The sequence below is a fragment of the Pseudomonas sp. ANT_J12 genome, from assembly GCF_008370045.1.
GTDB lineage: Bacteria > Pseudomonadota > Gammaproteobacteria > Pseudomonadales > Pseudomonadaceae > Aquipseudomonas.
The window spans coordinates 190,574-216,890 of the sequence record NZ_VOBN01000001.1 but is presented as its reverse complement, the minus strand read 5'-3'; the positions used below and the strand labels follow the sequence as shown (position 1 = coordinate 216,890).

The 26,317-nt window shown below is 60.9% G+C and carries 31 protein-coding genes; 15 read left to right on the top strand and 16 right to left on the bottom strand.

Translation table 11 applies throughout. The annotated features are described in order from the left end of the window. Nucleotides 1-20 precede the first annotated feature (20 nt). Complete coding sequence (locus FQ192_RS01085) at nucleotides 21-506, top strand: chemotaxis protein CheW (protein WP_149657007.1); 486 nt, start codon at nucleotides 21-23, stop codon at nucleotides 504-506. Next, the gene (locus FQ192_RS01080; protein ID WP_123509158.1) at nucleotides 507-899 is read left to right on the top strand and encodes a DUF2802 domain-containing protein; all 393 of its coding nucleotides are present in this window, start codon (nucleotides 507-509) and stop codon (nucleotides 897-899) included. Between the two features lie 318 nt (nucleotides 900-1,217). Here the strand turns inward: FQ192_RS01080 and FQ192_RS01070 are convergent, their stop codons facing one another. Next, nucleotides 1,218-1,547, bottom strand: a complete 330-nt coding sequence (locus tag FQ192_RS01070) for an EscU/YscU/HrcU family type III secretion system export apparatus switch protein (RefSeq protein ID WP_149657006.1) — start codon at nucleotides 1,545-1,547, stop codon at nucleotides 1,218-1,220. Then, nucleotides 1,544-3,169, bottom strand: coding sequence for a flagellar hook-length control protein FliK (locus FQ192_RS01065; protein ID WP_149657005.1), 1,626 nt, complete (start codon nucleotides 3,167-3,169; stop codon nucleotides 1,544-1,546). The genes FQ192_RS01070 and FQ192_RS01065 overlap by 4 nt, the downstream gene beginning before the upstream one ends. 222 nt (nucleotides 3,170-3,391) lie before the next feature. Between FQ192_RS01065 and ccmA the strand changes: the two genes are divergently transcribed. The 10 genes from ccmA to FQ192_RS01015 all read left to right on the top strand — a co-directional run bounded on the left by ccmA (nucleotide 3,392) and on the right by FQ192_RS01015 (nucleotide 10,773). Then, nucleotides 3,392-4,027 (top strand): cytochrome c biogenesis heme-transporting ATPase CcmA, encoded by a 636-nt coding sequence (gene ccmA / locus FQ192_RS01060; RefSeq protein WP_149657004.1) that lies wholly within the window; start codon nucleotides 3,392-3,394, stop codon nucleotides 4,025-4,027. Beyond that, complete coding sequence (gene ccmB, locus FQ192_RS01055) at nucleotides 4,024-4,692, top strand: heme exporter protein CcmB (RefSeq protein ID WP_007980754.1); 669 nt, start codon at nucleotides 4,024-4,026, stop codon at nucleotides 4,690-4,692. Before ccmA ends, ccmB begins: the two co-directional genes overlap by 4 nt. 93 nt (nucleotides 4,693-4,785) lie before the next feature. After that, entirely contained in the window at nucleotides 4,786-5,541 is a 756-nt protein-coding gene (locus tag FQ192_RS01050) for a heme ABC transporter permease (RefSeq protein ID WP_133839105.1), read from the top strand. Beyond that, the gene (gene ccmD / locus FQ192_RS01045; protein WP_149657003.1) at nucleotides 5,538-5,714 is read left to right on the top strand and encodes a heme exporter protein CcmD; all 177 of its coding nucleotides are present in this window, start codon (nucleotides 5,538-5,540) and stop codon (nucleotides 5,712-5,714) included. The genes FQ192_RS01050 and ccmD overlap by 4 nt, the downstream gene beginning before the upstream one ends. Next, nucleotides 5,711-6,166, top strand: coding sequence for a cytochrome c maturation protein CcmE (gene ccmE / locus FQ192_RS01040; protein ID WP_123510460.1), 456 nt, complete (start codon nucleotides 5,711-5,713; stop codon nucleotides 6,164-6,166). Before ccmD ends, ccmE begins: the two co-directional genes overlap by 4 nt. A gap of 3 nt (nucleotides 6,167-6,169) precedes the next feature. After that, nucleotides 6,170-8,158, top strand: a complete 1,989-nt coding sequence (locus FQ192_RS01035; RefSeq protein WP_149657002.1) for a heme lyase CcmF/NrfE family subunit — start codon at nucleotides 6,170-6,172, stop codon at nucleotides 8,156-8,158. Next, nucleotides 8,155-8,691, top strand: a complete 537-nt coding sequence (locus tag FQ192_RS01030; RefSeq protein WP_149657001.1) for a DsbE family thiol:disulfide interchange protein — start codon at nucleotides 8,155-8,157, stop codon at nucleotides 8,689-8,691. The genes FQ192_RS01035 and FQ192_RS01030 overlap by 4 nt, the downstream gene beginning before the upstream one ends. Continuing rightward, nucleotides 8,688-9,158 (top strand): cytochrome c-type biogenesis protein, encoded by a 471-nt coding sequence (locus FQ192_RS01025; RefSeq protein WP_149657000.1) that lies wholly within the window; start codon nucleotides 8,688-8,690, stop codon nucleotides 9,156-9,158. The genes FQ192_RS01030 and FQ192_RS01025 overlap by 4 nt, the downstream gene beginning before the upstream one ends. Next, the gene (ccmI, locus tag FQ192_RS01020; RefSeq protein ID WP_149656999.1) at nucleotides 9,155-10,354 is read left to right on the top strand and encodes a c-type cytochrome biogenesis protein CcmI; all 1,200 of its coding nucleotides are present in this window, start codon (nucleotides 9,155-9,157) and stop codon (nucleotides 10,352-10,354) included. Before FQ192_RS01025 ends, ccmI begins: the two co-directional genes overlap by 4 nt. A 14-nt stretch (nucleotides 10,355-10,368) precedes the next feature. Next, nucleotides 10,369-10,773 (top strand): hypothetical protein, encoded by a 405-nt coding sequence (locus FQ192_RS01015; RefSeq protein ID WP_149656998.1) that lies wholly within the window; start codon nucleotides 10,369-10,371, stop codon nucleotides 10,771-10,773. A gap of 155 nt (nucleotides 10,774-10,928) precedes the next feature. Here FQ192_RS01015 and FQ192_RS01010 read toward each other — a convergent pair whose 3' ends face one another. From FQ192_RS01010 to FQ192_RS00990, 5 genes are all read right to left on the bottom strand, one after another. Next, nucleotides 10,929-11,504: a PIN domain-containing protein gene (locus FQ192_RS01010; RefSeq protein ID WP_149656997.1), complete on the bottom strand. Its 576-nt coding sequence runs from the start codon at nucleotides 11,502-11,504 to the stop codon at nucleotides 10,929-10,931. Continuing rightward, complete coding sequence (locus tag FQ192_RS01005; RefSeq protein WP_149657727.1) at nucleotides 11,501-11,968, bottom strand: helix-turn-helix domain-containing protein; 468 nt, start codon at nucleotides 11,966-11,968, stop codon at nucleotides 11,501-11,503. The genes FQ192_RS01010 and FQ192_RS01005 overlap by 4 nt, the downstream gene beginning before the upstream one ends. An 85-nt stretch (nucleotides 11,969-12,053) precedes the next feature. Then, nucleotides 12,054-12,941, bottom strand: a complete 888-nt coding sequence (locus FQ192_RS01000) for a LysR family transcriptional regulator (protein ID WP_149656996.1) — start codon at nucleotides 12,939-12,941, stop codon at nucleotides 12,054-12,056. A gap of 159 nt (nucleotides 12,942-13,100) precedes the next feature. Then, entirely contained in the window at nucleotides 13,101-13,820 is a 720-nt protein-coding gene (locus FQ192_RS00995; RefSeq protein ID WP_149656995.1) for an SDR family oxidoreductase, read from the bottom strand. A 48-nt stretch (nucleotides 13,821-13,868) separates the two neighbouring features. After that, on the bottom strand, nucleotides 13,869-14,525 hold the full coding sequence (locus FQ192_RS00990) for a peroxiredoxin-like family protein (RefSeq protein WP_149656994.1): 657 nt from the start codon (nucleotides 14,523-14,525) through the stop codon (nucleotides 13,869-13,871). A 222-nt stretch (nucleotides 14,526-14,747) separates the two neighbouring features. Between FQ192_RS00990 and FQ192_RS00985 the strand changes: the two genes are divergently transcribed. Further along, entirely contained in the window at nucleotides 14,748-14,960 is a 213-nt protein-coding gene (locus FQ192_RS00985) for a type II toxin-antitoxin system HicA family toxin (RefSeq protein WP_149656993.1), read from the top strand. Further along, nucleotides 14,960-15,364 carry a type II toxin-antitoxin system HicB family antitoxin gene (locus FQ192_RS00980; protein WP_149656992.1) on the top strand — a complete coding sequence of 135 codons (405 nt, stop codon included), beginning with the start codon at nucleotides 14,960-14,962 and terminating at the stop codon, nucleotides 15,362-15,364. Before FQ192_RS00985 ends, FQ192_RS00980 begins: the two co-directional genes overlap by 1 nt. 59 nt (nucleotides 15,365-15,423) lie before the next feature. On the opposite strand, the gene FQ192_RS00975 is transcribed toward FQ192_RS00980, so the two are convergent. Then, nucleotides 15,424-16,263 carry a hypothetical protein gene (locus FQ192_RS00975; RefSeq protein ID WP_149656991.1) on the bottom strand — a complete coding sequence of 280 codons (840 nt, stop codon included), beginning with the start codon at nucleotides 16,261-16,263 and terminating at the stop codon, nucleotides 15,424-15,426. Nucleotides 16,264-16,293: 30 nt separating this feature from the next. Next, entirely contained in the window at nucleotides 16,294-17,499 is a 1,206-nt protein-coding gene (locus FQ192_RS00970; protein ID WP_149656990.1) for an MFS transporter, read from the bottom strand. 234 nt (nucleotides 17,500-17,733) lie between these two features. Here FQ192_RS00970 and FQ192_RS00965 point away from each other — a divergent pair, with 234 nt between their 5' ends. Beyond that, nucleotides 17,734-18,363, top strand: coding sequence for a DUF5666 domain-containing protein (locus tag FQ192_RS00965; protein WP_178128976.1), 630 nt, complete (start codon nucleotides 17,734-17,736; stop codon nucleotides 18,361-18,363). A gap of 211 nt (nucleotides 18,364-18,574) precedes the next feature. Here the strand turns inward: FQ192_RS00965 and FQ192_RS00960 are convergent, their stop codons facing one another. The 7 genes from FQ192_RS00960 to hyi form a co-directional block, all read right to left on the bottom strand. After that, the gene (locus tag FQ192_RS00960) at nucleotides 18,575-19,570 is read right to left on the bottom strand and encodes a sulfate ABC transporter substrate-binding protein (RefSeq protein ID WP_149656989.1); all 996 of its coding nucleotides are present in this window, start codon (nucleotides 19,568-19,570) and stop codon (nucleotides 18,575-18,577) included. A 105-nt stretch (nucleotides 19,571-19,675) separates the two neighbouring features. Next, nucleotides 19,676-20,500, bottom strand: coding sequence for an ion transporter (locus tag FQ192_RS00955; protein ID WP_149656988.1), 825 nt, complete (start codon nucleotides 20,498-20,500; stop codon nucleotides 19,676-19,678). 21 nt (nucleotides 20,501-20,521) lie between these two features. Then, complete coding sequence (locus tag FQ192_RS00950; RefSeq protein ID WP_149656987.1) at nucleotides 20,522-21,436, bottom strand: urea transporter; 915 nt, start codon at nucleotides 21,434-21,436, stop codon at nucleotides 20,522-20,524. A 135-nt stretch (nucleotides 21,437-21,571) separates the two neighbouring features. Beyond that, nucleotides 21,572-22,987, bottom strand: coding sequence for a pyruvate kinase (pyk, locus tag FQ192_RS00945; RefSeq protein WP_149656986.1), 1,416 nt, complete (start codon nucleotides 22,985-22,987; stop codon nucleotides 21,572-21,574). Further along, the gene (locus FQ192_RS00940; protein ID WP_149656985.1) at nucleotides 22,977-24,257 is read right to left on the bottom strand and encodes a glycerate kinase; all 1,281 of its coding nucleotides are present in this window, start codon (nucleotides 24,255-24,257) and stop codon (nucleotides 22,977-22,979) included. The genes pyk and FQ192_RS00940 overlap by 11 nt, the downstream gene beginning before the upstream one ends. Nucleotides 24,258-24,422: 165 nt before the next feature. After that, nucleotides 24,423-25,316 (bottom strand): 2-hydroxy-3-oxopropionate reductase, encoded by an 894-nt coding sequence (locus FQ192_RS00935; RefSeq protein ID WP_133839090.1) that lies wholly within the window; start codon nucleotides 25,314-25,316, stop codon nucleotides 24,423-24,425. 212 nt (nucleotides 25,317-25,528) lie between these two features. Further along, the gene (gene hyi / locus FQ192_RS00930; protein WP_149656984.1) at nucleotides 25,529-26,311 is read right to left on the bottom strand and encodes a hydroxypyruvate isomerase; all 783 of its coding nucleotides are present in this window, start codon (nucleotides 26,309-26,311) and stop codon (nucleotides 25,529-25,531) included. Nucleotides 26,312-26,317: the final 6 nt, after the last annotated feature.

Sequence of the window (26,317 nt, the reverse complement as noted above, 5' to 3'; positions counted from 1 at the left end):
GTTTTTCGAGGGGTCAGGGTATGAGTAGTCACGCGACGAATGCAAAAGGTTCTGAAGATCCGATCCTGCAATGGGTCACCTTCAAACTGGACAATGAAACCTACGGCATCAACGTGATGCGCGTTCAGGAAGTCCTGCGTTACACCGAAATCGCCCCGGTCCCGGGTGCCCCGAGCTACGTGCTGGGCATCATCAACCTGCGCGGTAACGTGGTTACCGTGATCGACACCCGTCAGCGCTTCGGCCTGATGAATGCCGAAATCAGCGACAACACCCGCATCGTCATCATCGAAGCCGACAAGCAAGTGGTCGGGATCATGGTCGACAGCGTGGCCGAAGTGGTTTACCTGCGTCAGTCGGAAATCGAGACCGCGCCGAACGTCGGTAACGAAGAGTCCGCCAAGTTCATCCAGGGCGTGTGCAACAAGAACAACGAACTGCTGATCCTGGTCGAACTCGACAAGATGATGAGCGAAGAAGAATGGTCGGATCTGGAGAACATCTGATTGATTCTTGAGGTTGCTGTCATTGTCCTGTTCCTGTTTTGGGCAGGCACGCTGGCGATGTTCCTGTCGTACATCCGCAGCCAGCGCGTGATCGCGGCGCAACAGGCCGAGGGCGATGCGCTGCGCGATCAGCGCATCAAGGACCTGGCCAAGCGCGTCGACAACTACCAGAGCGGCAACGTGCGCATGGGTGAAGACCTGCACGAGCTGCGCGCGGTGGTCAGCCCGTTGCCGGACAAACTGGCCCAGCTGGAACAGCGCGACCCTTCAAGCCTGTCGTTCGCCCAGGCGGCGCGACTGGTCGGGATGGGCGCCACCGTCGATGAACTGACTCAGTCCTGCGGCTTGACCCAGGCTGAGGCGGAGTTGATGCGTAAGCTTCACAAGAACTGACTGTTGAAATCGTTCCCACGCTCCGCGTGGGAATGCCTCTTGGGACGCTCCGCGTTCCGCTCTTGAACGGTGACGCAGAGCGTCACGGGCTGCATGCCCACGCAAAGCGTGGGAATGATCAGTAGTCGTCGCCACGCTCGGTAACGTCCTTCTCCACCTGCGGCGCATTCGGATCCTGCCCTTGCGGGAATTTCCCCTCCCATTTGAGATCGTTCCCACGCTCCGCGTGGGAATGCCTCTTTGGACGCTCCGCGTTCCGCTCTTGAACGGTGACGCAGAGCGTCACGGGCTGCATGCCCACGCAGAGCGTGGGAACGATCAGTAGTCGTCGCCACGCCCGGTAACGTCCTTCTCCACCATCGGCGCATTCGGATCCTGCCCTTGCGGGAATTTCCCCTTCAGGTTCCACGCGAACGCAATGATCTCGGCAATCGTGCGGTACAACTCTTCCGGAATGCTGTCCCCCAACTCCATCTTCGCCAGCAGCCTTACCAGCTCTGGGTTTTCATAGATCGGCACTTCGCATTCGCGGGCGATTTTAAGGATGGCTTCGGCCAGTTCCTCGTCGCCCTTGGCGGTGAGGGTCGGGGCGTGGGTGCCGTCGTATTTGAGGGCGATGGCCTGGCGCGGGGTGTTGGGGTTTCTCATGCGGTTTCGTCGACCCAGCGTTGTTCGAGGCGGGTTTGTGCGCCTTGGGGGGGAGTGCCGAGGTGGCAATCGAGTTCGCCGACGTTGAGCCCGGACGCCAGCAAGCGCTCGCGCAGTGCCGCCAGGTTGCTTTCGATCAGGCTCGCGGTGTACGGCCGTTCGGCCCAAAGTTGGCTGGACAGGCTGCCCTGGATCAACTGCGCCTGAACCTGCAACGGGCCCAGGGGCTCCATGTCGAACGCCAGCTCGACCCGCCACAGTTGTTGTTTCGGCTCCCGTTCTTCGCGCCGTTCGTTTTGCGCTTGTTTTTCCGGTGCTTCTTCGCGCTGGAACTTGACCTGCAACGGCACGATGTCCTGGAGGTTGCGCATCGGAATTTCCAGCTGCCAAGTGCTCATCAGCCGCCCATCGTCGGTGACGCCGGTTTGTTCCAGGCTCGACAGTTGATGGCTTTGCAGGCGCGAAATGGCAGCGGCCGCCAGACGCAACAGATGCTCCAGATCGCCTTCGCCATCCTGGCTTTGCAACAGCCGATCGGGCAGGGGGAAATGGGTGGGCAGCGGTTTGGCGCTGACCTGGCCGAGCATGCCCAGCGCACTGCGCACGAAGCTTGGCATGGCCTGGGCCAGGGTGTTGGCGGCGATGATCGCGGTGAGGTTGGTGTTGGCCGGGGCCAATTGCGCGATCAATTTCAGCAGATCGGCTTTCATGTCCGGGGCCAGCGCCGGGGTCTGGCCGGTCAGCAGTTTCGCTTCGAGGAACATACCGCTGTTGGCCAGCGCCAGGGCCAGGCCTTTCGGCGTGCTCAACTGCTGCACGTCCGGCAGCCCGGCGAGCAGTTTGTTCACGGCGGCTTGCAGGTCGGCGGAGGTATCGTCGGTCTGCGGCAGGTTCTGCAAGGCGCTGAGCAAGCCGTCCAGCGAACCCTGGCGGCTCTGCTGGGTGGTCAACTGCTGTGACACCGCCAACTGGTCCTGGCGATTGCTCAGCGGCAGGAACTTCAGGGTCTGCGTGTCTTGGACCAACGCGCTCAACAGCGTGCCGATGCGCAGCGGCTGAGGACTGTCGATGGTCAGGGTGCTGCCGCTCAGGGCGGTGTTGAGCAAACTCACCAGCGAACGAAACACCGTGGGCTGGCCCGGCGTCTGCGGCAACACCTGGGACGTCAGCACTTTGCCTTGCAGCAAGGTGCCGACCGGCAGTTGCGCGGTGTCGATGCGGGTGAGGGTGGCGACGCTGGAAGCAATTGCCTGCTGCACCGTGATCGCCAGGTTGCTGGCGGACGGCTGGGTGATCGCCAGGTTGCTGGCGGACGGCTGGGTGATCGCCAGGTTGCTGGCGGACGGCTGGGTGATCGCGAGATTGGTGCCGGTGGGCAGCGGTTGCAGGCTGGTGGCCTGGACTGTGGTCTGGCGGCCGCTGTCGAGGGTGACTTTGAGCAACAGTTGAAAGGTCTGATCCGCCTGCTTCAGCGACAGCACCTCGGCGTTGGCGGTCTGGCCGGCACTGATCAGGCCCTCCATCGGCGTCAACAGCTTGAGCAAGTCGCCGCTGACCACCGGCGCACGTGCAACCGTCGGCGTGGTCGGAGGGGTTGGGAGGATGTTCATTTCGCCTGTCATACGCGGTCACAACCTTCGGAAAATGCGCTCTTTAGAGTAAGGCATGGCATGTATAATGCCGCCCGTCTTTCAGGGAACGGTGAAAACATTGCAATTGTTTTGACGCAGCTCTCTAAAACCGGCCGCCAATGCATCTATGCTGCATCTCTTTAGCGGCCGCGCCACTGCTGACTTGAACCGCCGACTGTAACGCCGACTTGTAATGTAAAGGCCCGTGATCTCTTGACCAGTCCAGTCCTTCAAACCGTCGACCTCGCCTGTGAGCGAGACCTTCGGCTGCTCTTCGAAAATCTCGAATTGAGACTGTCCAGTGGCGAAATGGTGCAGATCAGCGGCCCCAACGGCAGCGGCAAGACCAGTTTGCTGCGCCTGCTGTCCGGATTGATGCAACCGACGGCCGGTCAAGTGCTGCTCAACGGCCAGCCATTGAACGAGCAACGCAGCGAACTGGCGCGCAACCTGCTGTGGATCGGCCACGCCGCCGGGATCAAGGATTTACTGACCCCGGAAGAAAACCTTAGCTGGCTCTGCGCCCTGCACCAACCGGCAAGCCACGAGGCGATCTGGCAAGCGCTGGCCGCTGTCGGGCTGCGCGGCTTCGAGGATGTTCCCTGTCACACCTTGTCCGCCGGCCAGCAACGCCGTGTGGCCTTGGCGCGCCTTTACCTCGACAGCCCGCCGCTGTGGATCCTCGACGAACCCTTCACTGCGCTCGATAAACAGGGCGTGGCGCAACTCGAAGAACACCTGGCCGGCCACTGTGAGCGGGGCGGCATGGTGATTCTGACCACCCACCACACCCTGAGTCGCACACCGGCCGGCTATCGCGACATTGATCTGGGGAACTGGGCCGTATGAGTGTTTTCGGCCTGTTGGTCGCCCGTGAGGCTCGCTTGCTGTTCCGCCGTCCGGCAGAGCTGGCCAATCCGCTGGTATTCTTCGCCATCGTGGTGTCGCTGTTCCCGTTGGCGGTCGGCCCCGAGTCTCAATTGTTGCAAACCTTGTCTCCGGGACTGGTCTGGGTAGCAGCCCTTTTATCGGTCCTGCTCTCGCTGGACGGGCTCTTCCGCAGTGATTTCGAAGATGGATCCCTCGAACAGTGGGTCCTTTCGCCGCACCCCCTGGCTCTTCTGGTTTTGGCCAAGGTACTGGCACACTGGGCCTTCTCCGGCCTGGCACTGGTTTTGCTCGCACCACTACTGGCGTTGATGCTCGGTTTGCCTGCCGCTTGTCTGCCGGTGTTGCTGCTTTCTTTATTGCTGGGTACACCGGTACTGAGCCTGCTCGGTGCGGTGGGCGCGGCCCTGACGGTCGGATTGAAGCGCGGTGGCCTGTTGCTGGCGTTGCTGATTCTGCCGCTGTACATCCCGGTGTTGATTCTTGGCAGTGGCGCCTTGCAGGCTGCGCTCCAAGGCATGCCGGCGACCGGTTATCTGCTGTGGCTTGGTAGCCTGACCGCCCTGGCGATAACGCTTACACCTTTTGCAATAGCTGCTGGCCTGAAGATCAGCGTCGGCGAATAATAATGAGGTCTGGTTGTTTTTTAACCGCTTTTTGTTAAAAAAAGCAGACCCTTGGCTCTTCAATAGAGAAGAGCACCCGTGATGGAAACAGTAATGAACTGGACCTGGTTTCATAAGCTCGGCTCACCCAAATGGTTTTACGGCATCAGTGGCAAACTGCTGCCGTGGCTGAGCGTCGCGGCGTTGCTGCTGATCAGCGTCGGTGTGGTCTGGGGCCTGGCGTTCGCGCCACCGGACTACCAGCAAGGCAACAGCTTTCGCATCATCTATATCCATGTTCCCGCCGCCATGCTGGCGCAGTCCTGCTACGTAATGCTGGCGGTGTGCGGCGTGGTCGGGCTGGTGTGGAAGATGAAACTGGCCGATGTCGCCCTGCAATGCGCGGCGCCCATCGGGGCCTGGATGACCGCCGTGGCGCTGGTCACCGGGGCGATCTGGGGCAAACCGACCTGGGGCTCGTGGTGGGTCTGGGATGCGCGACTAACGTCCATGCTGATCCTGCTGTTTCTGTACTTCGGTCTCATTGCGCTGGGCAACGCCATCAGCAATCGTGACAGCGCGGCCAAGGCCTGCGCGGTGCTGGCGATTGTCGGCGTGATCAATATCCCGATCATCAAATACTCGGTGGAGTGGTGGAACACCCTGCACCAGGGCGCGACCTTCACCCTCACCGAAAAACCGGCGATGCCCGCCGAGATGTGGCTGCCGCTGCTGCTGACGGTGCTGGGTTTCTACTGTTTCTTCGGCGCGGTGCTGTTGCTGCGCATGCGTCTTGAAGTGCTCAAGCGCGAAGCCCGGGCGAGCTGGGTGAAAGCCGAAGTACAGAACAGTCTGGAGGCCGCTCGATGAGTTTTGCTTCATTCGGCGATTTCCTCGCCATGGGTCATCATGCCCTGTATGTCTGGTCGGCCTATGGCATCTGCCTGGCGGTGCTGGCCTTCAACGTGGCGGCGCCGATCCTGGCCCGCAAGCGGTATCTGCAACAAGAGGCGCGTCGTTTGCGCCGGGAGAACGGCAAGTGAATCCGCTGCGCAAAAAGCGTCTTATCATCATTCTCGCGATCTTGGTCGGAGTCGGCGCCGCCGTCGGCCTGGCCCTGAGCGCCCTGCAGCAGAACATCAATCTGTTTTACACCCCGACCCAGATCGCCAACGGCGAAGCCCCGCAAGACACGCGCATCCGCGCCGGCGGCATGGTCGAGAAAGGTTCGCTGCAACGTTCCGGCGATTCTCTGGACGTGAAATTCATCGTCACCGACTTCAACAAATCCGTAACCATCAGCTATCGCGGCATCCTTCCGGACCTGTTCCGCGAAGGGCAGGGCATCGTGGCCCTGGGCAAACTCAACGCCGAGGGTGTGGTGGTGGCCGACGAAGTGCTGGCCAAGCACGATGAAAAGTACATGCCGCCCGAAGTGACCAAGGCCCTGAAAGACAGCGGTCAGTCGGCGCCTACCCAAGCCAAGGAGGGTTGATCGATGACCTCTGCAATCTTTATCCCCGAACTGGGCCAACTGGCCATGATCCTGGCGCTGTGTTTCGCGCTGGTTCAGGCCATCGTGCCGTTGATGGGCGCCTGGCGCGGCGACCGCTTGTGGATGAGCCTGGCTCAACCGGCGGCCTGGGGGCAGTTCGCGTTCCTGGTGTTCGCCTTCGGTTGCCTGACCTACGCCTTCATGACCGACGACTTCTCCGTCGCCTATGTGGCCAGCAACTCCAACAGCGCGTTGCCCTGGTACTACAAGTTCAGCGCGGTGTGGGGCGCTCACGAAGGCTCGCTGCTGTTGTGGGCCTTGATCCTCGGTGGCTGGACCTTCGCGGTGTCGGTGTTCTCCCGGCAGTTACCGCAAGTCATGCTCGCCCGGGTGCTGGCGGTGATGGGCATGATCAGCACCGGTTTCCTGCTGTTCCTGATCCTGACCTCGAACCCGTTCGCGCGGATCCTGCCGCAGATTCCGGCGGACGGTCGCGACCTTAACCCGTTGCTGCAAGACATCGGCCTGATCGTGCATCCGCCGATGCTGTACATGGGTTATGTCGGGTTCTCCGTGGCGTTTGCCTTCGCCATCGCTGCTCTGCTGGGCGGTCGTCTTGATGCGGCGTGGGCACGCTGGTCCCGTCCGTGGACCATCGTTGCCTGGGCCTTCCTCGGTATCGGCATCACGTTGGGTTCGTGGTGGGCCTATTACGAACTCGGCTGGGGCGGCTGGTGGTTCTGGGACCCGGTGGAAAACGCCTCCTTCATGCCTTGGCTGGTGGGTACGGCGCTGATTCACTCCCTGGCGGTCACGGAAAAACGTGGCGTGTTCAAGAGCTGGACCGTGCTGCTGGCCATCGCCGCGTTCTCGCTGAGCCTGCTCGGGACCTTCCTCGTGCGTTCCGGCGTGCTGACCTCGGTGCACGCGTTTGCCTCCGATCCTGAGCGCGGCGTGTTTATCCTGATCTTCCTGCTGTTTGTGGTCGGTGGTTCGCTGACGCTGTTCGCCCTGCGCGCGCCAGTGGTCAAGAGCCACGTCGGCTTCAACCTCTGGTCCCGGGAAACCCTGCTGCTGGGCAACAACCTGGTGCTGGTGGTGGCGGCGTCGATGATCCTGCTCGGCACCTTGTACCCGCTGATTCTTGATGCGATGACCGGCGCCAAGCTGTCGGTCGGCCCGCCGTACTTCAACGCGTTGTTCATTCCGTTGATGGCGTTGCTGATGGTGGTGATGGCGGTCGGCATGCTGGTGCGCTGGAAAGACACCCCGGTCAAATGGCTGGTGGGCATGTTGACCCCGGTCCTGCTCGGCAGCGCCGCGCTGGCCGTGGTGGCTGGCGTTGCCTACGGTGATTTCAACTGGGCGGTGATCGCCACATTCATGCTCGCGGCCTGGGTATTGCTGGCCGGCGTACGCGACATTCTCGACAAAACGCGTCACAAAGGCCTGATCAAAGGCTTGCCGACCCTGACCCGCAGCTACTGGGGCATGCAAGTTGCTCACCTCGGCATCGCCGTGTGTGCGCTGGGTGTCGTGTTGTCGAGCCAGAACAGTGCCGAGCGCGACTTGCGCCTGGCGCCGGGCGAGTCCATGGACCTGGCCGGTTACCACTTCATCTTCGAAGGCGCCAAGCACTTCGAAGGGCCGAACTTCACCTCCGATAAGGGCACCGTCCGCGTGATCCGCGATGGCAAGGAAGTCAGCGTGCTGCACCCGGAAAAACGCCTGTACACCGTGCAAAACTCGGTGATGACCGAAGCCGGGATCGACGCCGGTTTCACCCGTGACCTCTACGTCGCCCTCGGTGAACCCCTGGGCGATGGCGCCTGGGCCGTGCGCGTGCACGTCAAACCGTTCGTGCGCTGGATCTGGTTCGGCGGCCTGCTCACAGGTTTCGGCGGGTTGCTGGCGGCGCTGGATCGCCGTTATCGGGTCAAGGTGAAAAGCCGCGTGCGTGAAGCACTCGGTATGACGGGAGCCACTGCATGAGACGTTGGTTGATGCTGCTGCCCCTGGCGATTTTCCTGGTGGTGGCTGTTTTCCTGTATCGCGGTCTGTACCTGGACCCCGCCGAGTTGCCCTCGGCGATGATCAACAAGCCGTTCCCGGAGTTTTCCCTGCCGGCAGTGCAGGGCGACAAGACCTTGACCAAGGCCGATATCCTCGGCAAACCGGCGCTGGTCAACGTGTGGGGCACCTGGTGCATTTCCTGCCGGGTCGAGCACCCGGTGTTGAACAAGCTGGCGGAGAAGGGCGTGGTGATCTACGGCATCAACTACAAGGACGTCAACGCCGACGCCTTGAAGTGGCTGACGGAATTCCACAACCCGTACCAACTGGACATCCGCGACGACGAAGGCACCCTGGGCCTGAACCTCGGCGTGTACGGTGCTCCGGAAACTTTCTTTATCGACGCCAAGGGCATCATCCGCGACAAGTACGTCGGCGTGATCGACGAACAGGTCTGGCGCGAAAAACTGGCGGCCAAGTATCAGGCGCTGGTCGACGAGGCCAAGCCATGAAGCGCTGGATCGCCGCCGCTGTACTGGGCTTGAGCATGGCTGGCGTGGCGCACGCGGCCATCGACACCTACGAGTTCGCCAAAGAAGGCGACCGTGAGCGTTTCCGTGAGCTGACCAAAGAGCTGCGTTGCCCCAAGTGCCAGAATCAGGACATCGCCGATTCCAACGCTCCGATTGCCGCTGACTTGCGCAAAGAGATTTTCCGCATGCTCGGCGAGGGCAAGGACAACCAGCAGATCATCGACTTCATGGTCGATCGCTACGGTGATTTCGTGCGCTACAAACCCGCTCTGAACGCCAAGACCGCTCTGCTCTGGTTCGGCCCCGCCGGCCTGCTGCTGGGCGGTTTCGTGGTCATCGCCGTGATCGTCCGCCGTCGTCGCGTGCAACGCGCTGACACCCCGGACACGCTTTCCGCCGAGGAGCGTCAGCGCCTCGACCACCTGTTGGATAAAAACCAAGAATGATTGATTTCTGGCTCGCTGCAGGTCTGCTACTTCTGGTTGCCCTGAGTTTTCTGTTGATCCCGGTTCTACGGGGCCGTCGTGCCCAGCTTGAAGAGGATCGTACGGCCCTTAACGTCGCGCTTTACCAAGAGCGCGTGGCTGAGTTGCAGACTCAGCAGGAAGAGGGCGTGCTCAACGCCGCGCAAATGGACACTGGCCGCGCCGAAGCGGCCCGCGAGTTGCTGGCGGACACCGAAGGTGTTGCCGCGCCGCGCGTGTCTCGTCTGGGTAAAGCGTTTCCGTTGTTGGCGGCGATCCTCGTTCCTGTGTTGGGCCTTGGCCTGTACCTGCACTTCGGGGCCAGTGACAAGGTCGAGCTGACCCGGGAATTCGCCCAGGCGCCGCAGTCGATGGAAGAAATGACCCGTCGCCTGGAACGTGCGGTGGCCGCTCAGCCGGATTCGGCGGAAGGCTTGTACTTCCTCGGTCGCACCTACATGGCTCAGGATCGCCCGTCGGACGCAGCGAAAATCTTCGAACGCACGGTGAACCTCGCCGGTCGTCAGCCGGAACTGCTCGGCCAATGGGCCCAGGCCCAGTACTTCGCCGATGGCAAGAAATGGTCAGACAAGATCCAGGCCCTGACCGATGAAGCGCTGAAAGCTGATCCGAAAGAAGTCACCAGCCTTGGCCTGCTCGGCATCGCCGCGTTTGAGGCCCAGCGCTATCAGGACGCCATCGACTACTGGAATCGTCTGCTGGCGCAACTGCCGCCGGACGACAACTCCCGTGGCGCGTTGCAAGGCGGGATCGCCCGGGCCACCGAGAAACTTGAGGCCAGCGGCGGCAAAGTGGCCCAAGTGCCGGTCACCAAAGGCGCGTTGCTCAAGGTGCGTGTCGATCTCGCGGCGGACCTGAAAGCCAAGGTGCAACCGGGTGACAGCGTATTCATCTTCGCCCGCGCCACCTCCGGCCCACCGGCACCGCTGGCGGCCAAGCGCCTGACCGTGGCCGACCTGCCGGCCACCGTTGAGCTGGGTGATGCCGACGCGATGATGCCGCAGTTGAAACTGTCGAACTTCCCTGAAGTCCAACTGGTTGCACGCATCTCACGCGCCGGCCAACCGACCGCCGGCGAGTGGATCGGTCGCAGCCAGCCGCTGGCCAGCAGCACCACTGCGCAGCAGCACGTGACCATCGACAGCCCGGATAAATAACAGGAACCACCGCCATGACCGCCATCGCTCGTATCACCCTGCTCAGTCTCGTCCTGGGGTTGAGCGCTTGTGCGGTCCATCGGCCACCTGAGCAGACGTTGCCGCCGATCCCGCCGTCGCAACCCCGCCCGACGCCGTCACCGACACCCACGCCGAGCAAACCGAGCATCCCGGCCAAACCCGCCAAACCGCTGCCCCGCACCTCCGCCAGCTTCGCCCCGCCACCGGGGGGCAACAGCCATTGGGATGCGAAGATGGGCGTCTACGTCCTCGACGACCAACCCAACACCTTCTACCGCCAGCGCACCTACTACCGCTGGAACAACGGCTGGAGCCGCTCGATCAGCCCGAACGGGCCGTGGGAAGACACCGACATCCATGGCGTGCCGGGTGGGTTGGGACGGCAATTCGGGCAGTAATCAGAAAACGGCGATCTTTGGATCGCCGTTTTGCTGTCTGGCGTTTGAAAAGATCGCAGGCTTCGCCAGCTCCTACGGGACCGCGCACGACGATGATCTGCCGGCGTACTCGGCTTTTGCAGGAGCTGGCGAAGGCTGCGATCTTTTGATCATGCTTAAAGAATGGCGCGGTAATCAGTCAGCGCTTCAACCGAGCGGACCAAACCTTGGCGTAACAGAAGGTCAAGGTACGTTCCGACATCCATCGGCGGCATCTTGAGCTGCTTGCGTTGTCGTTGTGCCGCGCAGACAACCGCTGCCGGGTCTAGATCAAACAGGTCATCGACGAACTCGTCAGGATGCTGTGCCTCCAGACCAAAAGGCTCCAGCAATGTGCATGGGAAGTCTTTCTTGTTAAAAGTCACGATAACGCTGGCATTGCAGCGAATGGCCGCCGCCAGCACATGGCGGTCATTCATGTCTGGCAGCATTAACCCTTCAACGAGGTTTTCGTAACCCGTGACACAGGCGTCGGGGATGGCGTGATCCATCAGTTCGGAGGTTCGATCCAGTTGTTCGGCTGTCAGGTCTGGACGGTTCTTCAGCAGATTTCGTTTCCATTCGTTGTGTATCTCCAATGACCACCGCGCCCGGAAACGTCCTGATAGCGCGAGCCACATCAGGAAATCTCTCAAAGGGGCAGGGTACAAAACACATGCGTCATATACAGCGGTAAACGGGGAGTGCCTCACTCGTATCCTGTCCTTAACGCTTGTGCTTGCTCGGCGAGAAGCGTCATTGCCTGCTCGCTGGCGGTGTCGCGCCGATTTTTATATTCCATCAAATCGGCAAAGCGCACACGTCGGTGCTTGCCTGTTTTGTGGTAGGACAACTCGCCGGATTCCAGCAGTTTAATGAGGTGCGGGCGTGAGACATTGAGCAGGTCCGCCGCTTCCTGGGTGGTCAGTTCGGCGTGCACCGGGACGACTTTGACGGCATTGCCTTCTGCCAATGCCGCCAGGATATCGACCAGCAAGCGCAGTGCCGACGTGGGAAGTTCGACGCTGTGGGCCTCGTTCTGCTCGTCGAAAATCTGGATGCGCTGGGTTTCGAATTGAGTGGCGAGGTAGGCGGTGAGGGCGCGCTGGCCTTCGATAGCAGCCTGGACTTCGCGCGCCATGGGCAGGTTGATCGGGGGATGGATGATTAAAGACATGATGGTTTCCAACATTCAAAGTAGCGATGTTGGAGAGGCTATTCGAATCAAACGAAAATCGCAACAAACGAAACTGGAGTCTTGTTTAAGACTCTTTTGCCATCAACGCCTGAACGTAATCAGCAAACGCCCGAGCCTTGGCACTGGCCATTCTCCCCGTCGGAAACACCGCCCACAGGTCCTGATTCGGCAAGGTCCAATCGCTCATCACTTCCACCACCGCGCCGCTGGCCAGTTCCGGGGCGAACATCCACTCGGACGCCATGGTCAGCCCCAAATGAGCCAGCACCGACTCACGCAGGCCTTCGGCGGCGTTGACGCGGATGCGGCCGCTGATGATCACCGGGTGTTCTTCGCCAGACTTCTGAAACTGCCAATTTGCACCGCCACCCAGGGTGTACACCACGGCCTGGTGTTTGGTCAGGTCGGCAGGATAGGCCGGTTTGCCGTGTTGTTCGAAGTACTGCGGTGTGCCCACCACAACACGCCGGCATTGAGCAATCTTGCGCGCGGTGAGGCCGGAGTCGATCAAGGTGCCCATGCGCAGGGCAATGTCGACGCCTTCCTCCACCAGGTTGATGTTGCGGTCGTCGAGCATCAGGTCGATGTTCAGCTCGGGGTTCTGCTCCAGGAACGGCCCAAGCTGCGGCACGATGTGCTGGCGGCCGAAGGTCACGGCGGCGCAGATCCGCAGGTTGCCGGTGAGGCCGCCGGCGGCACCGCGGGCCGCGTTGTCAGCCTCGTTGGCTTCTTCGATGGCGCGTTTGGCCCGGTCGAAGAAAGCCAGCCCGGCTTCGGTGGGGGTCAGGCCACGGGTCGAGCGCAATAACAGGCGCACGGCGAGCCGGGTTTCCAGTTGCGCGATGGTTTTCGACACGGCGGGCTGGCCGATATTCAGACGCCGGGCCGCTGCGGAAAACGAACCGGTTTCCACCACATAGACGAAGGTTTCCATTGCGCCGAGGCGATCCATCTTGAGTCCTTGTGCAAATGTGGTGACTTGCCGAGATCCCCCCGTGGGAGCGGGCTTGCTCGCGAAAGCGATGTATCAGCAACATTGATATCGACTGACACGCCGCCTTCGCGAGCAAGCCCGCTCCCATAGGGGATTTATGTGGTCTGAAAAAACCCATCAAAACGCCGCTTTACCCACCGAAGCACCACCATCGACAAACAGTGTCTGCCCGGTAATGAACCCGCTCTGCTCGGACAACAGAAAGGCAATCGCCGAAGCGATTTCTTCCGGTTGTCCCAACCGGCCCATCGGTACGCTAGCCAGATAACGCGCTTCACCTTCGCTGCCAATCGGATTGTTCTCTCGGAACAGTTCCGTTTCCGTCGGGCCGGGGGCCACGGCGTTGACCGTGATCCCGGTTTGCGCCAGTTCCAGCGCCCAGGATCGGGTGAAGCTGACCAGCGCCGCTTTCGCCGCCGCATACGCCGTGCGCTGGGTGATCCCGAGCACCGTCAGGCTGGAAATATTCACCACTCGGCCCCAGCCTTTGGCGCGCATGTTCGGCAGCAACGTCTGGGTTGTTTGCAGGGCTGAGTGCAGATTGACCCGCATCACGTCGTCAAAGGTGTCGAGGTCGATTTCGCCCAACACCTGCGGTCGGACCAGGCCGACGTTGTTCACCAGCCCATCGAACTCGTACTGGCTGGCCAGATCAGCCAATACTTCCCGGGTCAGCGTCCTGTCGCTCAGGTCGAGTGGAAACAGCGTGCCGGGAAACGACAGGTCGGGTGTCCGGGCAATCCCGACCACGCGATGACCCGCTCGGTCCAAGTGCTCGGCCACGGCACGACCAATGCCTTTGCTGGCGCCGGTGATGAGAAATGTACGTCGGGTCATGACAACTCCTATCAGGATGTGCCGCGGGTAACGCGGCACTTGATCGGTTCAGCCGCGAAGCGCATCCAGCATCGCTTCAGGCTCTGGCCGCTGAGTGTAATCCGGGTTGACCTCGGCGTAACGGATCACGCCATCCTGACCGATCACATAACGCGCCGGCATCGGCAGGGTCCAGGACGGGTCATCGTTGAAGGTGGGCAGGTCGTTACGCAGGTTTTTGTACAACTCGACCAGGTAATCCGGCAACGCGAAACGCAGACCGAAAGCCTGCGCTACATCGTTGTGAGTGTCGCTCAGGATCGGGAACTCCAACCCGTTGATGCGCACCGATTTGCGGCTGTTGGCGGCGATCTGCGGCGAGATCGCCACCAGGTTCGCCCCCAATTCCTGCAACGTCGGCAGGAACGCCTGCACGGCTTGCAGCTCCATGTTGCAGTACGGGCACCAGACACCGCGATAGAACGTCAGCACCAACGGACCCTTGGCCAGCAGATCGGCGGAGGACACAGGGTTGCCGTCGGGGTCCTTGAGCGTAAACAACGGCGCCTTATCCCCGACCTTCAGGGCGTTGCCGGCCGCGCCGGACGCAATCAATTGCGCAGTGGCGCGCTCCATGATCGGGTGGATTTCAGCCGGGGCGTTGTAAGGCGGTTTACCGGCCTTGAAGTCAGCTTTGAACGCATCGAGTTTTGCTTGCAGGGTCATGATCGTAATCCTTGAAGAGGAAGCCGGTTGGCTGGGATCAATGGTGACCTTGGACGGGGCCGCGGGGAACGTGGGTGGGGGGCATAGGATTCATTCTTGGGGGGAATGTCGTGTCTCGAATCACACGCTGTAAAACAACCGAACGTCGTGCTTCCAGTTTTCATGCTTGAATAAAGATAACTCTAGAGTTACTTTTGTTTGGCCGGAGCAAGGAGGCTGGTGGTGCAAAGCAGGCTATTGATCAAGGAGCTGGAGGAGGCGGGCTGGACACTGGACCGGGTCACCGGCAGTCATCACATCTTCATTCACCGTTACAACCCATACACGATCCCCGTCCCGCACCCGAAAAAGGATTTACCGATCGGGACGGTTAAAAGCATCAGGAGGCGAGCCGGGCTGTATTGCCCGCCTGCCAGTTACACAGGAGATCCATAATGCAATATCCCATCTGTATCGAGTGGGGCGACGAGAACACCGCCATCGGTATTCAGATCCCCGATATTCCGGGCGCTGTCACTGCCGGGGATTCGTTTGAAGACGCCTATAACGCTGCAATCGAGGTTGCTCACATAATGCTGCAGGAAATTGCGGCTGACGGAGAGCCGATTCCTATGCCGACTTCAGCGGCCGCACACCGTGGCAATCCCGAGTTTGCTGATATGGGCTGGGGAATGCTGGAACTGGACATTGCGCCTTACATGGGCAAAACCGAGAAGGTCAACGTGACATTGCCCGGCTATGTCATCCAGCGTATCGACCGCTATGTGCGGGAACATAACATCAAAAGCCGCTCCTCCTTTTTGGCGGATGCGGCGATGGAAAAATTGGTTCGGCATTGAATGAAACAACATGTTCACGGGCAAGCCGGCGAAGGGCATGCCCGTAAGCGATCAACGTGTCATCGCGCTTGATCGGGAGGTCTGCAAAGGTCAGTCATGCCATGGTGGCTGATGAGCTCCCTGATTGACGTTCCCAGTGCACTTTGACTCAGGGCTATTTCAACTTCGCCGGTGTAGGACTCGTCAACATGTCCCCGTGTGTCTGCACTGGTGAGCGGGCTGATGCTGCTGTTCTGAGGGCTGAGGCGAAAGGTTGTGTAGGGGATGCCCGGGGTTGGCTTGTTCCTTTGCCGGGTGCTCATAAAGTCGAAGGAATAGGTTCTCCTGATGGAGTCTATGCACGCTGTAACGGTCTGCGGTGGCGACGCTTCGTTGTACATCACCACCGCCTTCTCGCCGAACTGCAGAAACAGGCAGCCGAACCACCATATGCAACTGGCGAGAACGGACAGGCCCCAGGCGCGCACCACCCCAACTCTGGAAAACAACAAGTTCAGCAGATAAGGCCAGGTCATCATCGGCAGAAAGTATTTGCCAATCTTCCAGGCCCAGCTCTGGTTACCAAGCCAGATTCCCGGGTTGTAGATCATCACCAGCATGACGATGGCGTAGAACACCACTGCCAACGTCCACACCACAAAGTTGGTGGCAAAACGACTCTCGTGCCGGGTTCGCTGTTCTTCCTTCAGTTCGGCGATAACTTGCGTGAAGTCGGTTTCAGCCACGGGAGGAGGGTTGGCTTTGCGTTCTTTATCGCGCAACGCCTTGCGCTGGCGTCGCAGACGCTCAGGGTTTTTTGAAGACATGAGGGGGAAGTCTTCCTTGATTGCGCTGTTCGGCGGCAGCTCCATGTGTGCCTCGATGATTGCAAGCACCTGAGTGGGCGTGAGGATAAACATCCACGCCCGCTGCGTCGATAGCGGTCTCGATCAGGCCGTCACGGGCTCTGCGACGCGCGAAACACTCAAAAACCGCACCAACGCCAACAGCGGAAACGCACTGCCCACAATCACGATCCACAACCAGCCGCCGTGTTCATACACCGCACTGGCCACCGACGAACCAAACGCGCCGCCGATGAAGATGCTGGTCATGTACAGCGCATTCAAGCGGCTGCGGCTTTTGGCGTCGAGGGCGTAGACCGCGCGTTGGCCGAGGACCATGTTCATTTGTACGCAGAAATCGAGCACCACGCCGGTGACGGCCAGGCCGATGACGCTGTAGATCGGGTGGATGAACGCCGGCAGGAAGCTCAGGCTGGCGAACACCAGGGCCAGCAGCGAGGCGATGCGTGTGTGGCCGGCATCGGCCAGGCGACCGGCGATGGGCGCGGCGATGGCACCGATGGCGCCGACCAGGGCGAAGATCGCTATCTGGGTCTGGCTCAGGCCATGATTGCGCGCCAGTTCCAGCGGTACGGCGGTCCAGAACAGGCTGAAGGTGGCGAACATGCAACCCTGGTAGAACGCACGCTGGCGCAGCACCGGTTGTTGACGCAGCAACGTCCACAACGAGCCAAGCAACTGGCCATAAGAGGCACTGTGATCAGGCTGACGCTTGGGGATTGTCAACGCCAGCACGATGCTGATCGCCGCCATCAACGCCGCCGCAATCATGAACATCGCCCGCCAGCCGAAGTGGTCCGCCACCACGCTGGACACTGGCCGCGCCAGCAGGATACCCAACAGCAAACCGCCCATGATCCCGCCGACCACCCGGCCGCGGGATTCTTCCGGCGCCAGATGGGCGGCCAATGGAATAAGGATCTGCACCGACACCGAACTGAAACCCACCAGCAACGAGATCAGCAGGAACACATTCGGCTGATCGGTAAACGCCGCGCCGAGCAGGCTGGCAATCGCCACCAGAGTGGTGATGATCATCAGCTTGCGGTTCTCCAGCAGATCACCCAGCGGCACCAGGAAAAACAGGCCCAGCGCATAGCCGATCTGGGTCAGCGAAACGATGAAACTGGCCATGGTGCTGGTCAGGCCGATGTCCGGTGCGATCAGGCCGATGATCGGTTGGGCATAGTAGATGTTGGCGACAATGGCGCCGCAGCAGAAGGCGAACAACATCACCATGCCTTTGGTCATTGTCACGGCGCCGTGGGGCGTCTGAGTTGCTGGGTTCATAACGTGTCTCGCTAAACAGGAGGAATGCGCGAAGGCTAAAGGGCTGACCCATACTGCGGAAGAGAGGTTGGAGTGATAGTAATCATTCCATTGCGGAATGAGTGATGGACGCATGTGCTGTCCTTCGGTGGACCTGTCGTCAAAACATTGAGGTCTGATGATACATTCACTTACATCTTGTTCGATAGCGTGCTTATGTTCTCTCTTCACGTTTCATAACAGGAAGGCACTTCCATGAATGCGATGTTTCGTCACCTGATTCGCGGTGCATCGGTGGTTACCTTGATCAGCTTGTTCACGGCAACCACCGCCATGGCGGCCGAAGCGCCAGGCACGCGCATCGGCGTGCGCGGCGAGATCACCGGGGTCAGCGCCGACAGCTTGAAGGTCCATGCCAACAGCGGCGAAAACGTGGTGATCAAACTGACCCAGGACACCAAAGTCCGCGCGGTCACCCTGGCCAATATCGAAGACATCAAACCCGGCAGCTACATCGGCTCGGCGGCGATTCCCCAGGATGACGGCACGCTCAAGGCTCTGGAAGTCCACGTCTTTCCGCCGGAACTGGCCGGCAGCGGCGACGGCCATCGGCCCTTCGACTTGGCCAAGGGCAGCAGCATGACCAATGGCAGCGTGGGTGATCTGGTGGTCAGCAACGGCAGGACCCTGACCGTTAATTACAAAGGCGGCCAGCAGAAGATTTTGGTGCCGGAGGACGTGCCGATCGTGAACCTGATGCCGGGGGATCGCAGCCTGCTCAAGGTCGGAGTGAAGATCGTGACGTTCGTGACCCAGAGCGCGGACGGGACGCTGACGGCGCAATCCATCTCCGCCGGCAAGGATGGCGTGGCCCCGCCGATGTAATGACCCCAACCGTTCGTTCCCATGTTCCGCGTGGGAATGCCTCAATGGACGCTCCGCGTCCGCTTGGGACGCGGAGCGTCCCGGGCTGCATTCCCACGCAGAGCGTGGGAACGATCAACGGGGGATCGCCGTCGTGCCGTGGGTTTGGGTGATACAGCGAGCACAAAAAAGGCGACCTCTGCAGGTCGCCTTTTTCATGGTTGCCTAGGCCTTACTGCGCATAAATCTGATCAAAGATCCCGCCATCATTGAAGTGGGTCTTTTGCACGGTGCGCCAGTCGCCAAAGGTCTTCTCTACCGAGAGGAAATCAACCTTCGGGAAGCGATCGGTGTACTTGGCCAACACCGCCGGGTCCCGCGGACGCAGGTAGTTAGCCGCCGCAATCTCCTGGCCTTCCGGCGACCACAGGTACTTCAGGTATTCCTCAGCCGCGGCGCGGGAGCCTTTCTTGTCGACGACTTTATCGACGACAGACACCGGCGGCTCCGCCTCAGCCGAAACGCTCGGGTAGATCACTTCAAACTGGTCGCGACCAAACTCGCGGGCAATCATTTCCGCTTCGTTCTCGAAGGTCACCAGCACGTCGCCGATCTGGTTGGTCATGAAGGTGGTGGTGGCGGCGCGGCCACCGGTATCGAGTACCGGCGCTTGTTTGAACAGTTTGCCGACGAAGGCTTTGGCCTTGTTTTCGTCGCCGCCGTTTTTCAGCACATAGCCCCAGGCCGAGAGGTAGGTGTAGCGGCCGTTGCCCGAGGTTTTCGGGTTGGGCACGATCACCTGGACGCCGTCCTTGAGCAGGTCGGGCCAGTCTTTCAGGGCTTTCGGGTTGCCTTTGCGCACGATGAAGACGGTGGCCGAGGTGAACGGCGCGCTGTTGTTCGGCAGGCGCGTGACCCAGTTGTCCGGGATCAGTTTGCCGTTGTCCGCCAGGGCGTTGATGTCGGTGGCCATGTTCATGGTGATGACATCAGCCGGCAGGCCGTCGATCACCGAACGCGCCTGTTTGCTGGAGCCGCCGAAGGACATCTGCAGGGTGATGTTTTCGTTGTGCTCGGCTTGCCAGTGTTTCTGGAACGCAGTGTTGTAGTCCTTATAGAAATCGCGCATCACGTCGTAGGAAACGTTGAGCAGGGTCGGTGCGGCCTGAGCCACGCTGGTCAGGGCCAGGCCTGCGGCCAGAAGTGAGGCGCCAAAGAGTTTTTTCACTGCGCATTCCTTGTTCTAAATAGATGTTCTTATTAAAAGTGAGGCCATTTGCCAGCGACTATAGCCGGGCTTACATAGGCCTTTAAAGATTAAAAAGCACTTTGCTTATTCCATTTTCTTAAACAGCTGATTGCCACACCGCGAGCAAAACGCCGCGCCATGTTCGTGGCTGTTTTTCTTGCACACCGGGCAGTCGTGTTGCAGCTGTTCGCCGCGCATGGCGTTGGCCAGTTCGGCGGTGAAAATCCCCGTCGGTACGGCGATGATCGAGTAACCGGTGATCATCACCAGCGACGAAATCACCTGGCCCAGCGGGGTCTTGGGCACGATGTCGCCGAAGCCCACGGTGGTCAGCGTCACGATAGCCCAATAGATGCCTTTGGGAATGCTGGTGAAGCCGTGTTCCGGGCCTTCGATCACGTACATCAACGTGCCGAACACCGTCACCAGGGTGCAGACGCTGACCAGGAACACCACGATCTTCTGCTTGCTGCCGCGCAGCGCCGACATCAGATAGTTGGCTTGCTTGAGGTAGGGGCTGAGCTTGAGTACGCGGAAAATCCGCAACATCCGAATGATCCGGATGATCAGCAGGTACTGCGCATCGGCGTAATACAGCGCGAGAATGCCGGGCACAATCGCCAGCAAATCCACCAAGCCATAGAAGCTGAACGCATAGCGCAACGGCTTGGGCGAGCAGTACAGGCGCAGGCCGTATTCGATGGCGAAAATAACCGTGAAGCCCCACTCGATGTACGCCAGCACGTCGGCGTAGTTCTGGTGGATCGCGTCGATACTGTCGAGCATCACGATCACGATGCTGGCGAGGATGATCAACAGCAAGATGCCGTCGAAGCGCCGCCCAGCCTTGGTGTCGCTCTGGAAAACCATGACGTAAAGCTCTTCACGCCAGTTTTTGCTGATGTCCATGGATAACGCCTGAACCGAGAATCAGCGAAGCCTAGGTTGATTCTCCCCAGGAGCGCAAGGCTCAAGGGCGACTGTGGCTTTGCCGAGCTTTTGAGTGGCGGCGCGGACCAGCCAGCAGGCGAGGATGAACGGCGCGGTCAGCGTGGGCAGACCGATGGCGGCAAACACCGGCGTCAGCCACAGCGCTGACGCAATACCGAGCACAGGCAGCCACGACCGCTGGCGCTGCGAACTGAAGGCGAGGGCGGCGAGTACGGCGTTATAGCTCCCGAGCCCGAGCAATGCGCTATAGAAGTCGTGGTGCAGCAGGCTCCAGCCCATGCCGGCGACGGACGCCAGCAACGCCCAGCAGAAGGCGCGGCGATCAGCGATCAGCAAACCCATGGCAATCATCGCGCCGGCCAGTGGATGACCAAGGAACATCACCTGGCCGAGGCCTTTGAGGGGCGCCACGAGCATGTTCAGCGTGTTGATTTCGATCAAATGCGCCGTGGTCGACGGTGTGGCGAAGCACAGCAGCAACCAGCTCATTCCCACAAAGGGGGTGGTGTAGGCCGGCAGATATTGGCTGACCCGCGCGCGTTTGAGCCACTGCTGCGTAATCATCGCGCTCAGACCGCCGCAGGCAATGATTAGCAGGGGTAACATCGCGGACCAGGGGAAATACAGGCTCAGCAGCACGCCAAGCAGAACGCCGTTATAGCTGAACAGCCCGGCCTGACGATCAGCCTTGGCATAGCCGCGACGTTGCGCGGTAAGCAACCCGGCGACCCCGCCCAGCAGCGCACCGCCGAGCAGCGCGGGTGCGGTAAAAAGAATCGCCAACAGACACAGCAGACCGCACAGCGGATGGCGCTGGAGGAAGATCTGACTGAAGCCGTTGAGCAGGGCCGTGGCCCAGTCGGGGCAGTGGGTGTTGAAGTGGTTGGCAGGCATGATAAGGGTCTTAGTACAGATCGTTCCCACGCTCTGCGTGGGAATGCCTCAATGGACGCTCTGCGTCTGCTCTTGGGACGCAGAGCGTCCCGGGCTGCATTCCCACGCAGAGCATGGGAACGATCATCGTGTGGGTTAAATCAACGTCTCGATACGCAACGAATTAGTCGACCCTGGCTGCCCAAACGGCACACCCGCGGTGATCAACAACGTATCCCCGCGCTGCGCCATGCCTTGGGCCTGGGCAATCTCCAGCGCCGTCGAACACACCTCGTCCACCTGGCGCAGCCGATCATTGACCACCGAGTGCACGCCCCAGGCCACGGTCAAGCGGCGCGCGGTTTGCAGGTTTGGCGTCAGGTTGAGGATCGGCACCGTCGGCCGCTCCCGCGCCGCCCGCAGACTCGAGGTCCCGGACTCGCTGTAGTTCACCAGCACCGCCACCGGCAGCACGTTGCTGATGCGACGAATCGCACAGCTGATGGCATCGGAAACCGTGGCTTCAGCCTTCGGCCGGCTCACGTCCAGTTGCGTCTGATAGTCCGGACCGTTTTCCACCTGGCGAATGATCTTGCTCATCATCTGCACCGCCTCCAGCGGGTACTCGCCGGACGCGGTTTCCGCCGACAGCATCACGGCGTCCGCGCCTTCAGCCACGGCGTTGGCGACGTCGGTGACTTCGGCGCGGGTCGGGGCCGGGGAGAAGCGCATCGACTCCAGCATCTGCGTCGCCACCACCACCGGCTTACCGAGCTGACGGCAAATGCTGATGATGTTTTTCTGAATCTGCGGCACGCTTTCGGCCGGCACTTCCACGCCCAGATCCCCGCGAGCGACCATGATCGCGTCGCTCAATTCGGCGATTTCCCGCAGTTGAGTGACCGCCGACGGTTTCTCGATCTTCGCCATCAAGAACGCCTTGTCGCCGATCAGCGCACGGGCTTCGCGGATGTCCTCCGGGCGCTGCACAAACGACAGCGCCACCCAGTCCACGCCCAGCTCCAGACCGAAGCTCAAATCGCGACGATCCTTGGCAGTCAGCGGGCTCAAGTCGAGCACCGCTTGCGGCACGTTCACGCCTTTGCGATCCGACAATTCACCGCCATTCAGCACCGTGGTATCGATCGCGTCGGAGTACTGGGTGACGACCCGCAGGCGCAGTTTGCCGTCGTCCAGCAGCAGGTCCATCCCCGGCTCAAGGGCGGCGATGATTTCCGGGTGCGGCAGGTTGACCCGGCGTTGATCGCCCGGGGTCGGATCGAGGTCCAGGCGCAGGGCCTGGCCGCGATGCAGTTGCACCTTGCCCTCGGCAAACTTGCCGACCCGCAGTTTCGGGCCTTGCAGGTCCATCAGAATCCCCAACGGGTAATTCAACTGACGCTCGACTTCACGAATCCACTGATAGCGCTGGGCATGGTCGGCGTGATCGCCGTGGCTGAAATTCAGGCGGAAGATATTCACCCCGGCCTGCACCAGTTCGCGAATGTCATCGATGCCATCGGTGGCCGGGCCGAGGGTGGCGAGGATTTTGACCTTTTTATCAGGCGTCATTTTTTGTGCTCTCGAGAATCAGGATCGCGCGGAAGTCGTTGACGTTGGTGCGGGTCGGCTCGGTGACGATCAGGGCGTCCAGCGCCTCGAAATAGCCGTAGCCATTGTTGTTGTCCAGCTCGTCGCTGGCACTCAAACCGAGGGCAACCGCGCGGGCATAGCTGTCCGGGGTCATGATCGCGCCGGCGTTGTCTTCGGAGCCATCGATGCCATCGGTGTCACCGGCCAGGGCGTACACGCCGGGGAGGCCTTTGAGGCTGTCGGTCAGGCTCAGCAGGAACTCGGCGTTGCGCCCGCCGCGACCATTGCCGCGCACGGTAACCGTGGTTTCACCGCCGGACAGAATCACGCACGGCGCCGCCAATGGCTGGCCATGCAAAACGATCTGCCGCGCGATGCCGGCGTGGACCTTGGCCACTTCCCGGGATTCGCCTTCCAGGTCACCGAGGATCAGCGGGCTGAAACCGGCCTGGCGGCACTTCACCGCCGCCGCTTCCAGGGATTGCTGGGGGCGGGCGATCAATTGGAAATGACTGCGGGCCAGGCTCGGGTCGCCGGGTTTGACGGTTTCCGATTCGGGGCTTTGCAGCCAGGTGCGCACGGACGCCGGGACGTCGATGTCGTAGCGCTTGAGGATCGCCAGGGCTTCGGCGGAGGTGCTCGGGTCGGCCACGGTCGGGCCGGAGGCGATGACGGTGGCGAGGTCGCCCGGCACATCGGAAATCGCGTAGGTATAAACAGTCGCCGGCCAGCAAGCCTTGCCCAGGCGCCCGCCCTTGATCGCCGAGAGGTGCTTGCGCACGCAGTTCATCTCGCCGATGGTCGCGCCGGATTTGAGCAGGGCTTTGTTGATCGATTGCTTGTCCGCGAGGGTAATGCCTGCCGCCGGAAGGGCGAGCAGTGCCGAGCCACCGCCGGAGAGCAGGAAGATCACACGGTCGTCTTCGGTCAGGTTGCTGACCAGGTCCAACACCCGTTTGGCGACGGCAAGACCGGCCGCATCCGGCACCGGGTGCGCGGCTTCGACCACTTCGATTTTTTCGCACGGGGCGCCGTGGCCGTAGCGGGTCACCACCAGACCCGAGACTTCGCCCTGCCAGCAGCGCTCGACCACTTGGGCCATGGCGGCTGCGGCTTTACCGGCACCGATCACGATCACGCGACCGCTGCGATCTTTCGGCAGATAGGCTTCGAGGACTTGCTGCGGATGGGCTGCGTCGATGGCTGTGGCAAACAGCTCGCGCAGCAGGTGTTGCGGATCGACCGACATGGCGGGCTCCCAATCTTATTGTTCTTGGTTTGGTGCTAATGATCGTTCCCACGCTGCGCGTGGGAATGCCTCAATGGACGCTCCGCGTCCGCTTCGGCAGGGACGCGGAGCGTCCCGGGATGCATTCCCACGCGGAGCGTGGGAACGATCAGTGCCGCAAAGGGCTTACTTCTTATCGCGAATCGAGAAATTCGCCATGTGTTCCAGGCCCTTGATCAGCGCCGAGTGGTCCCAGTTGCTGCCGCCGATGGCCGCGCAGGTGCTGAACACTTGCTGGGCGTTGGCGGTGTTCGGCAGGTTGATGTTCAGTTCCTTGGCGCCTTGCAGGGCCAGGTTCAGGTCCTTCTGGTGCAGGCTGATGCGGAAGCCCGGATCGAAGGTGCCCTTGATCATGCGCTCGCCGTGTACTTCGAGGATCTTCGACGAAGCGAACCCGCCCATCAGAGCCTCACGAACCTTGGCTGGATCAGCACCGTTTTTCGACGCGAACAACAGGGCTTCGGCCACAGCCTGGATGTTCAACGCCACGATGATCTGGTTCGCCACTTTCGCGGTTTGACCGTCGCCGTTGCCGCCAACCAGGGTGATGTTCTTGCCCATCGCCTGGAACAGCGGCAGGGCGCGTTCGAAGGCGTCGGCATCGCCGCCGATCATGATGCTCAGGCTTGCCGCCTTGGCGCCGACTTCACCACCGGACACTGGCGCGTCGAGGTACTGGGCGCCTTTTTCGTTGATCTTGGCGGCGAAGGCTTTGGTGGCGGTCGGCGAGATCGAGCTCATGTCGATCACGACTTTGCCTTTGCCGACACCGGCAGCAATGCCGTCGGCGCGGAACAGCACGTCATCGACCTGCGGGGTATCCGGCACCATGATGATGATGAATTCGGCTTCCTGGGCGACTTCCTTCGGGTTGGCCAGGGCGACCGCGCCGCCGGCAATCAGATCCGCCGGGGCGGCGTCGTGGTGCGCCGACAGGAACAGGCTGTGACCGGCTTTCTGCAGGTTCAATGCCATTGGGTGGCCCATGATGCCGGTGCCGATAAATCCGATTTTAGCCATGAGAAAATCCTCTTGTTTTTGTGTAGCTCCCGATGCTTGACCGGTGAGCTTTTTGTGGCGAGGGGGCTTGCCCCCGTTGGGTCGCGAAGCGGCCCCAAAACTGTATTCACGGTGAATCAGACAGAACGCGTATGCAGGTTTTACGACTGCTTCGCAGCCGAACGGGGGCAAGCCCCCTCGCCACATAAGCCCGCTCCCACAAGGGGAACTGCTCAGATTGCGTTATGGGTTTTCAACCAGCCCAGGCCCGCTTCTGTGGTGGTCAGCGGCTTGTATTCGCAACCGACCCAACCCTGATAACCAATGCGATCCAAGTGTTCGAACAGGAAGCGGTAGTTGATCTCTCCGGTGCCCGGTTCGTTGCGCCCTGGGTTGTCTGCCAACTGCACGTGGTTGATTTCGCCCAGGTGCGATTGCAGGGTGCGGGCCAGGTCGCCTTCCATGATTTGCATGTGGTAGATGTCGTATTGCAGGAACAGATTGGCGCTGCCGACCTGTTCGCGAATCGACAGGGCTTGCGCCGTGTTGTTCAGGTAGAAACCCGGGATGTCGCGGGTGTTGATCGCTTCCATCACCAGTTTGATGCCCACCGCTTGCAGCTTGTCGGCGGCGTACTTGAGGTTGCTGACAAACGTCTTTTCCACGGTGGCGTCATCGACGTTTTGTGGACGAATACCGGCCAGGCAGTTGACCTGGGTGTTGCCCAGGACCTGGGCGTAGGCAATCGCCAGATCGACCCCGGCGCGGAATTCTTCGACCCGATCCGGCAGGCACGCGATACCGCGTTCGCCCTTGGCCCAGTCACCGGCCGGCAGGTTGAACAGCACCTGGGTCAGACCGTTGGCGTCGAGCTTGGCCTTGATCTCGGCGGAGCTGAAGTCGTAAGGGAACAGGTACTCGACACCACTGAAACCGGCCTTGGCGGCCGCTTCAAAACGGGCAAGAAAATCCTGTTCGGTGAACAGCATGGACAGGTTGGCTGCGAAACGCGGCATGGTGGT

Coding starts and splice junctions, on each gene's coding strand:
- FQ192_RS01085 (WP_149657007.1), top strand. CDS start 21: ATGAGTAGTCACGCGACGAATGCAAAAGGTTCTGAAGATCCGATCCTG.
- FQ192_RS01070 (WP_149657006.1), bottom strand. CDS start 1,547: ATGAGAAACCCCAACACCCCGCGCCAGGCCATCGCCCTCAAATACGAC.
- FQ192_RS01065 (WP_149657005.1), bottom strand. CDS start 3,169: ATGACAGGCGAAATGAACATCCTCCCAACCCCTCCGACCACGCCGACG.
- ccmB (WP_007980754.1), top strand. CDS start 4,024: ATGAGTGTTTTCGGCCTGTTGGTCGCCCGTGAGGCTCGCTTGCTGTTC.
- FQ192_RS01050 (WP_133839105.1), top strand. CDS start 4,786: ATGAACTGGACCTGGTTTCATAAGCTCGGCTCACCCAAATGGTTTTAC.
- ccmD (WP_149657003.1), top strand. CDS start 5,538: ATGAGTTTTGCTTCATTCGGCGATTTCCTCGCCATGGGTCATCATGCC.
- FQ192_RS01035 (WP_149657002.1), top strand. CDS start 6,170: ATGACCTCTGCAATCTTTATCCCCGAACTGGGCCAACTGGCCATGATC.
- FQ192_RS01030 (WP_149657001.1), top strand. CDS start 8,155: ATGAGACGTTGGTTGATGCTGCTGCCCCTGGCGATTTTCCTGGTGGTG.
- FQ192_RS01025 (WP_149657000.1), top strand. CDS start 8,688: ATGAAGCGCTGGATCGCCGCCGCTGTACTGGGCTTGAGCATGGCTGGC.
- ccmI (WP_149656999.1), top strand. CDS start 9,155: ATGATTGATTTCTGGCTCGCTGCAGGTCTGCTACTTCTGGTTGCCCTG.
- FQ192_RS01015 (WP_149656998.1), top strand. CDS start 10,369: ATGACCGCCATCGCTCGTATCACCCTGCTCAGTCTCGTCCTGGGGTTG.
- FQ192_RS01005 (WP_149657727.1), bottom strand. CDS start 11,968: ATGTCTTTAATCATCCATCCCCCGATCAACCTGCCCATGGCGCGCGAA.
- FQ192_RS01000 (WP_149656996.1), bottom strand. CDS start 12,941: ATGGATCGCCTCGGCGCAATGGAAACCTTCGTCTATGTGGTGGAAACC.
- FQ192_RS00995 (WP_149656995.1), bottom strand. CDS start 13,820: ATGACCCGACGTACATTTCTCATCACCGGCGCCAGCAAAGGCATTGGT.
- FQ192_RS00990 (WP_149656994.1), bottom strand. CDS start 14,525: ATGACCCTGCAAGCAAAACTCGATGCGTTCAAAGCTGACTTCAAGGCC.
- FQ192_RS00980 (WP_149656992.1), top strand. CDS start 14,960: ATGCAATATCCCATCTGTATCGAGTGGGGCGACGAGAACACCGCCATC.
- FQ192_RS00975 (WP_149656991.1), bottom strand. CDS start 16,263: ATGTTTATCCTCACGCCCACTCAGGTGCTTGCAATCATCGAGGCACAC.
- FQ192_RS00970 (WP_149656990.1), bottom strand. CDS start 17,499: ATGAACCCAGCAACTCAGACGCCCCACGGCGCCGTGACAATGACCAAA.
- FQ192_RS00965 (WP_178128976.1), top strand. CDS start 17,734: ATGAATGCGATGTTTCGTCACCTGATTCGCGGTGCATCGGTGGTTACC.
- FQ192_RS00955 (WP_149656988.1), bottom strand. CDS start 20,500: ATGGACATCAGCAAAAACTGGCGTGAAGAGCTTTACGTCATGGTTTTC.
- FQ192_RS00950 (WP_149656987.1), bottom strand. CDS start 21,436: ATGCCTGCCAACCACTTCAACACCCACTGCCCCGACTGGGCCACGGCC.
- pyk (WP_149656986.1), bottom strand. CDS start 22,987: ATGACGCCTGATAAAAAGGTCAAAATCCTCGCCACCCTCGGCCCGGCC.
- FQ192_RS00940 (WP_149656985.1), bottom strand. CDS start 24,257: ATGTCGGTCGATCCGCAACACCTGCTGCGCGAGCTGTTTGCCACAGCC.
- FQ192_RS00935 (WP_133839090.1), bottom strand. CDS start 25,316: ATGGCTAAAATCGGATTTATCGGCACCGGCATCATGGGCCACCCAATG.
- hyi (WP_149656984.1), bottom strand. CDS start 26,311: ATGCCGCGTTTCGCAGCCAACCTGTCCATGCTGTTCACCGAACAGGAT.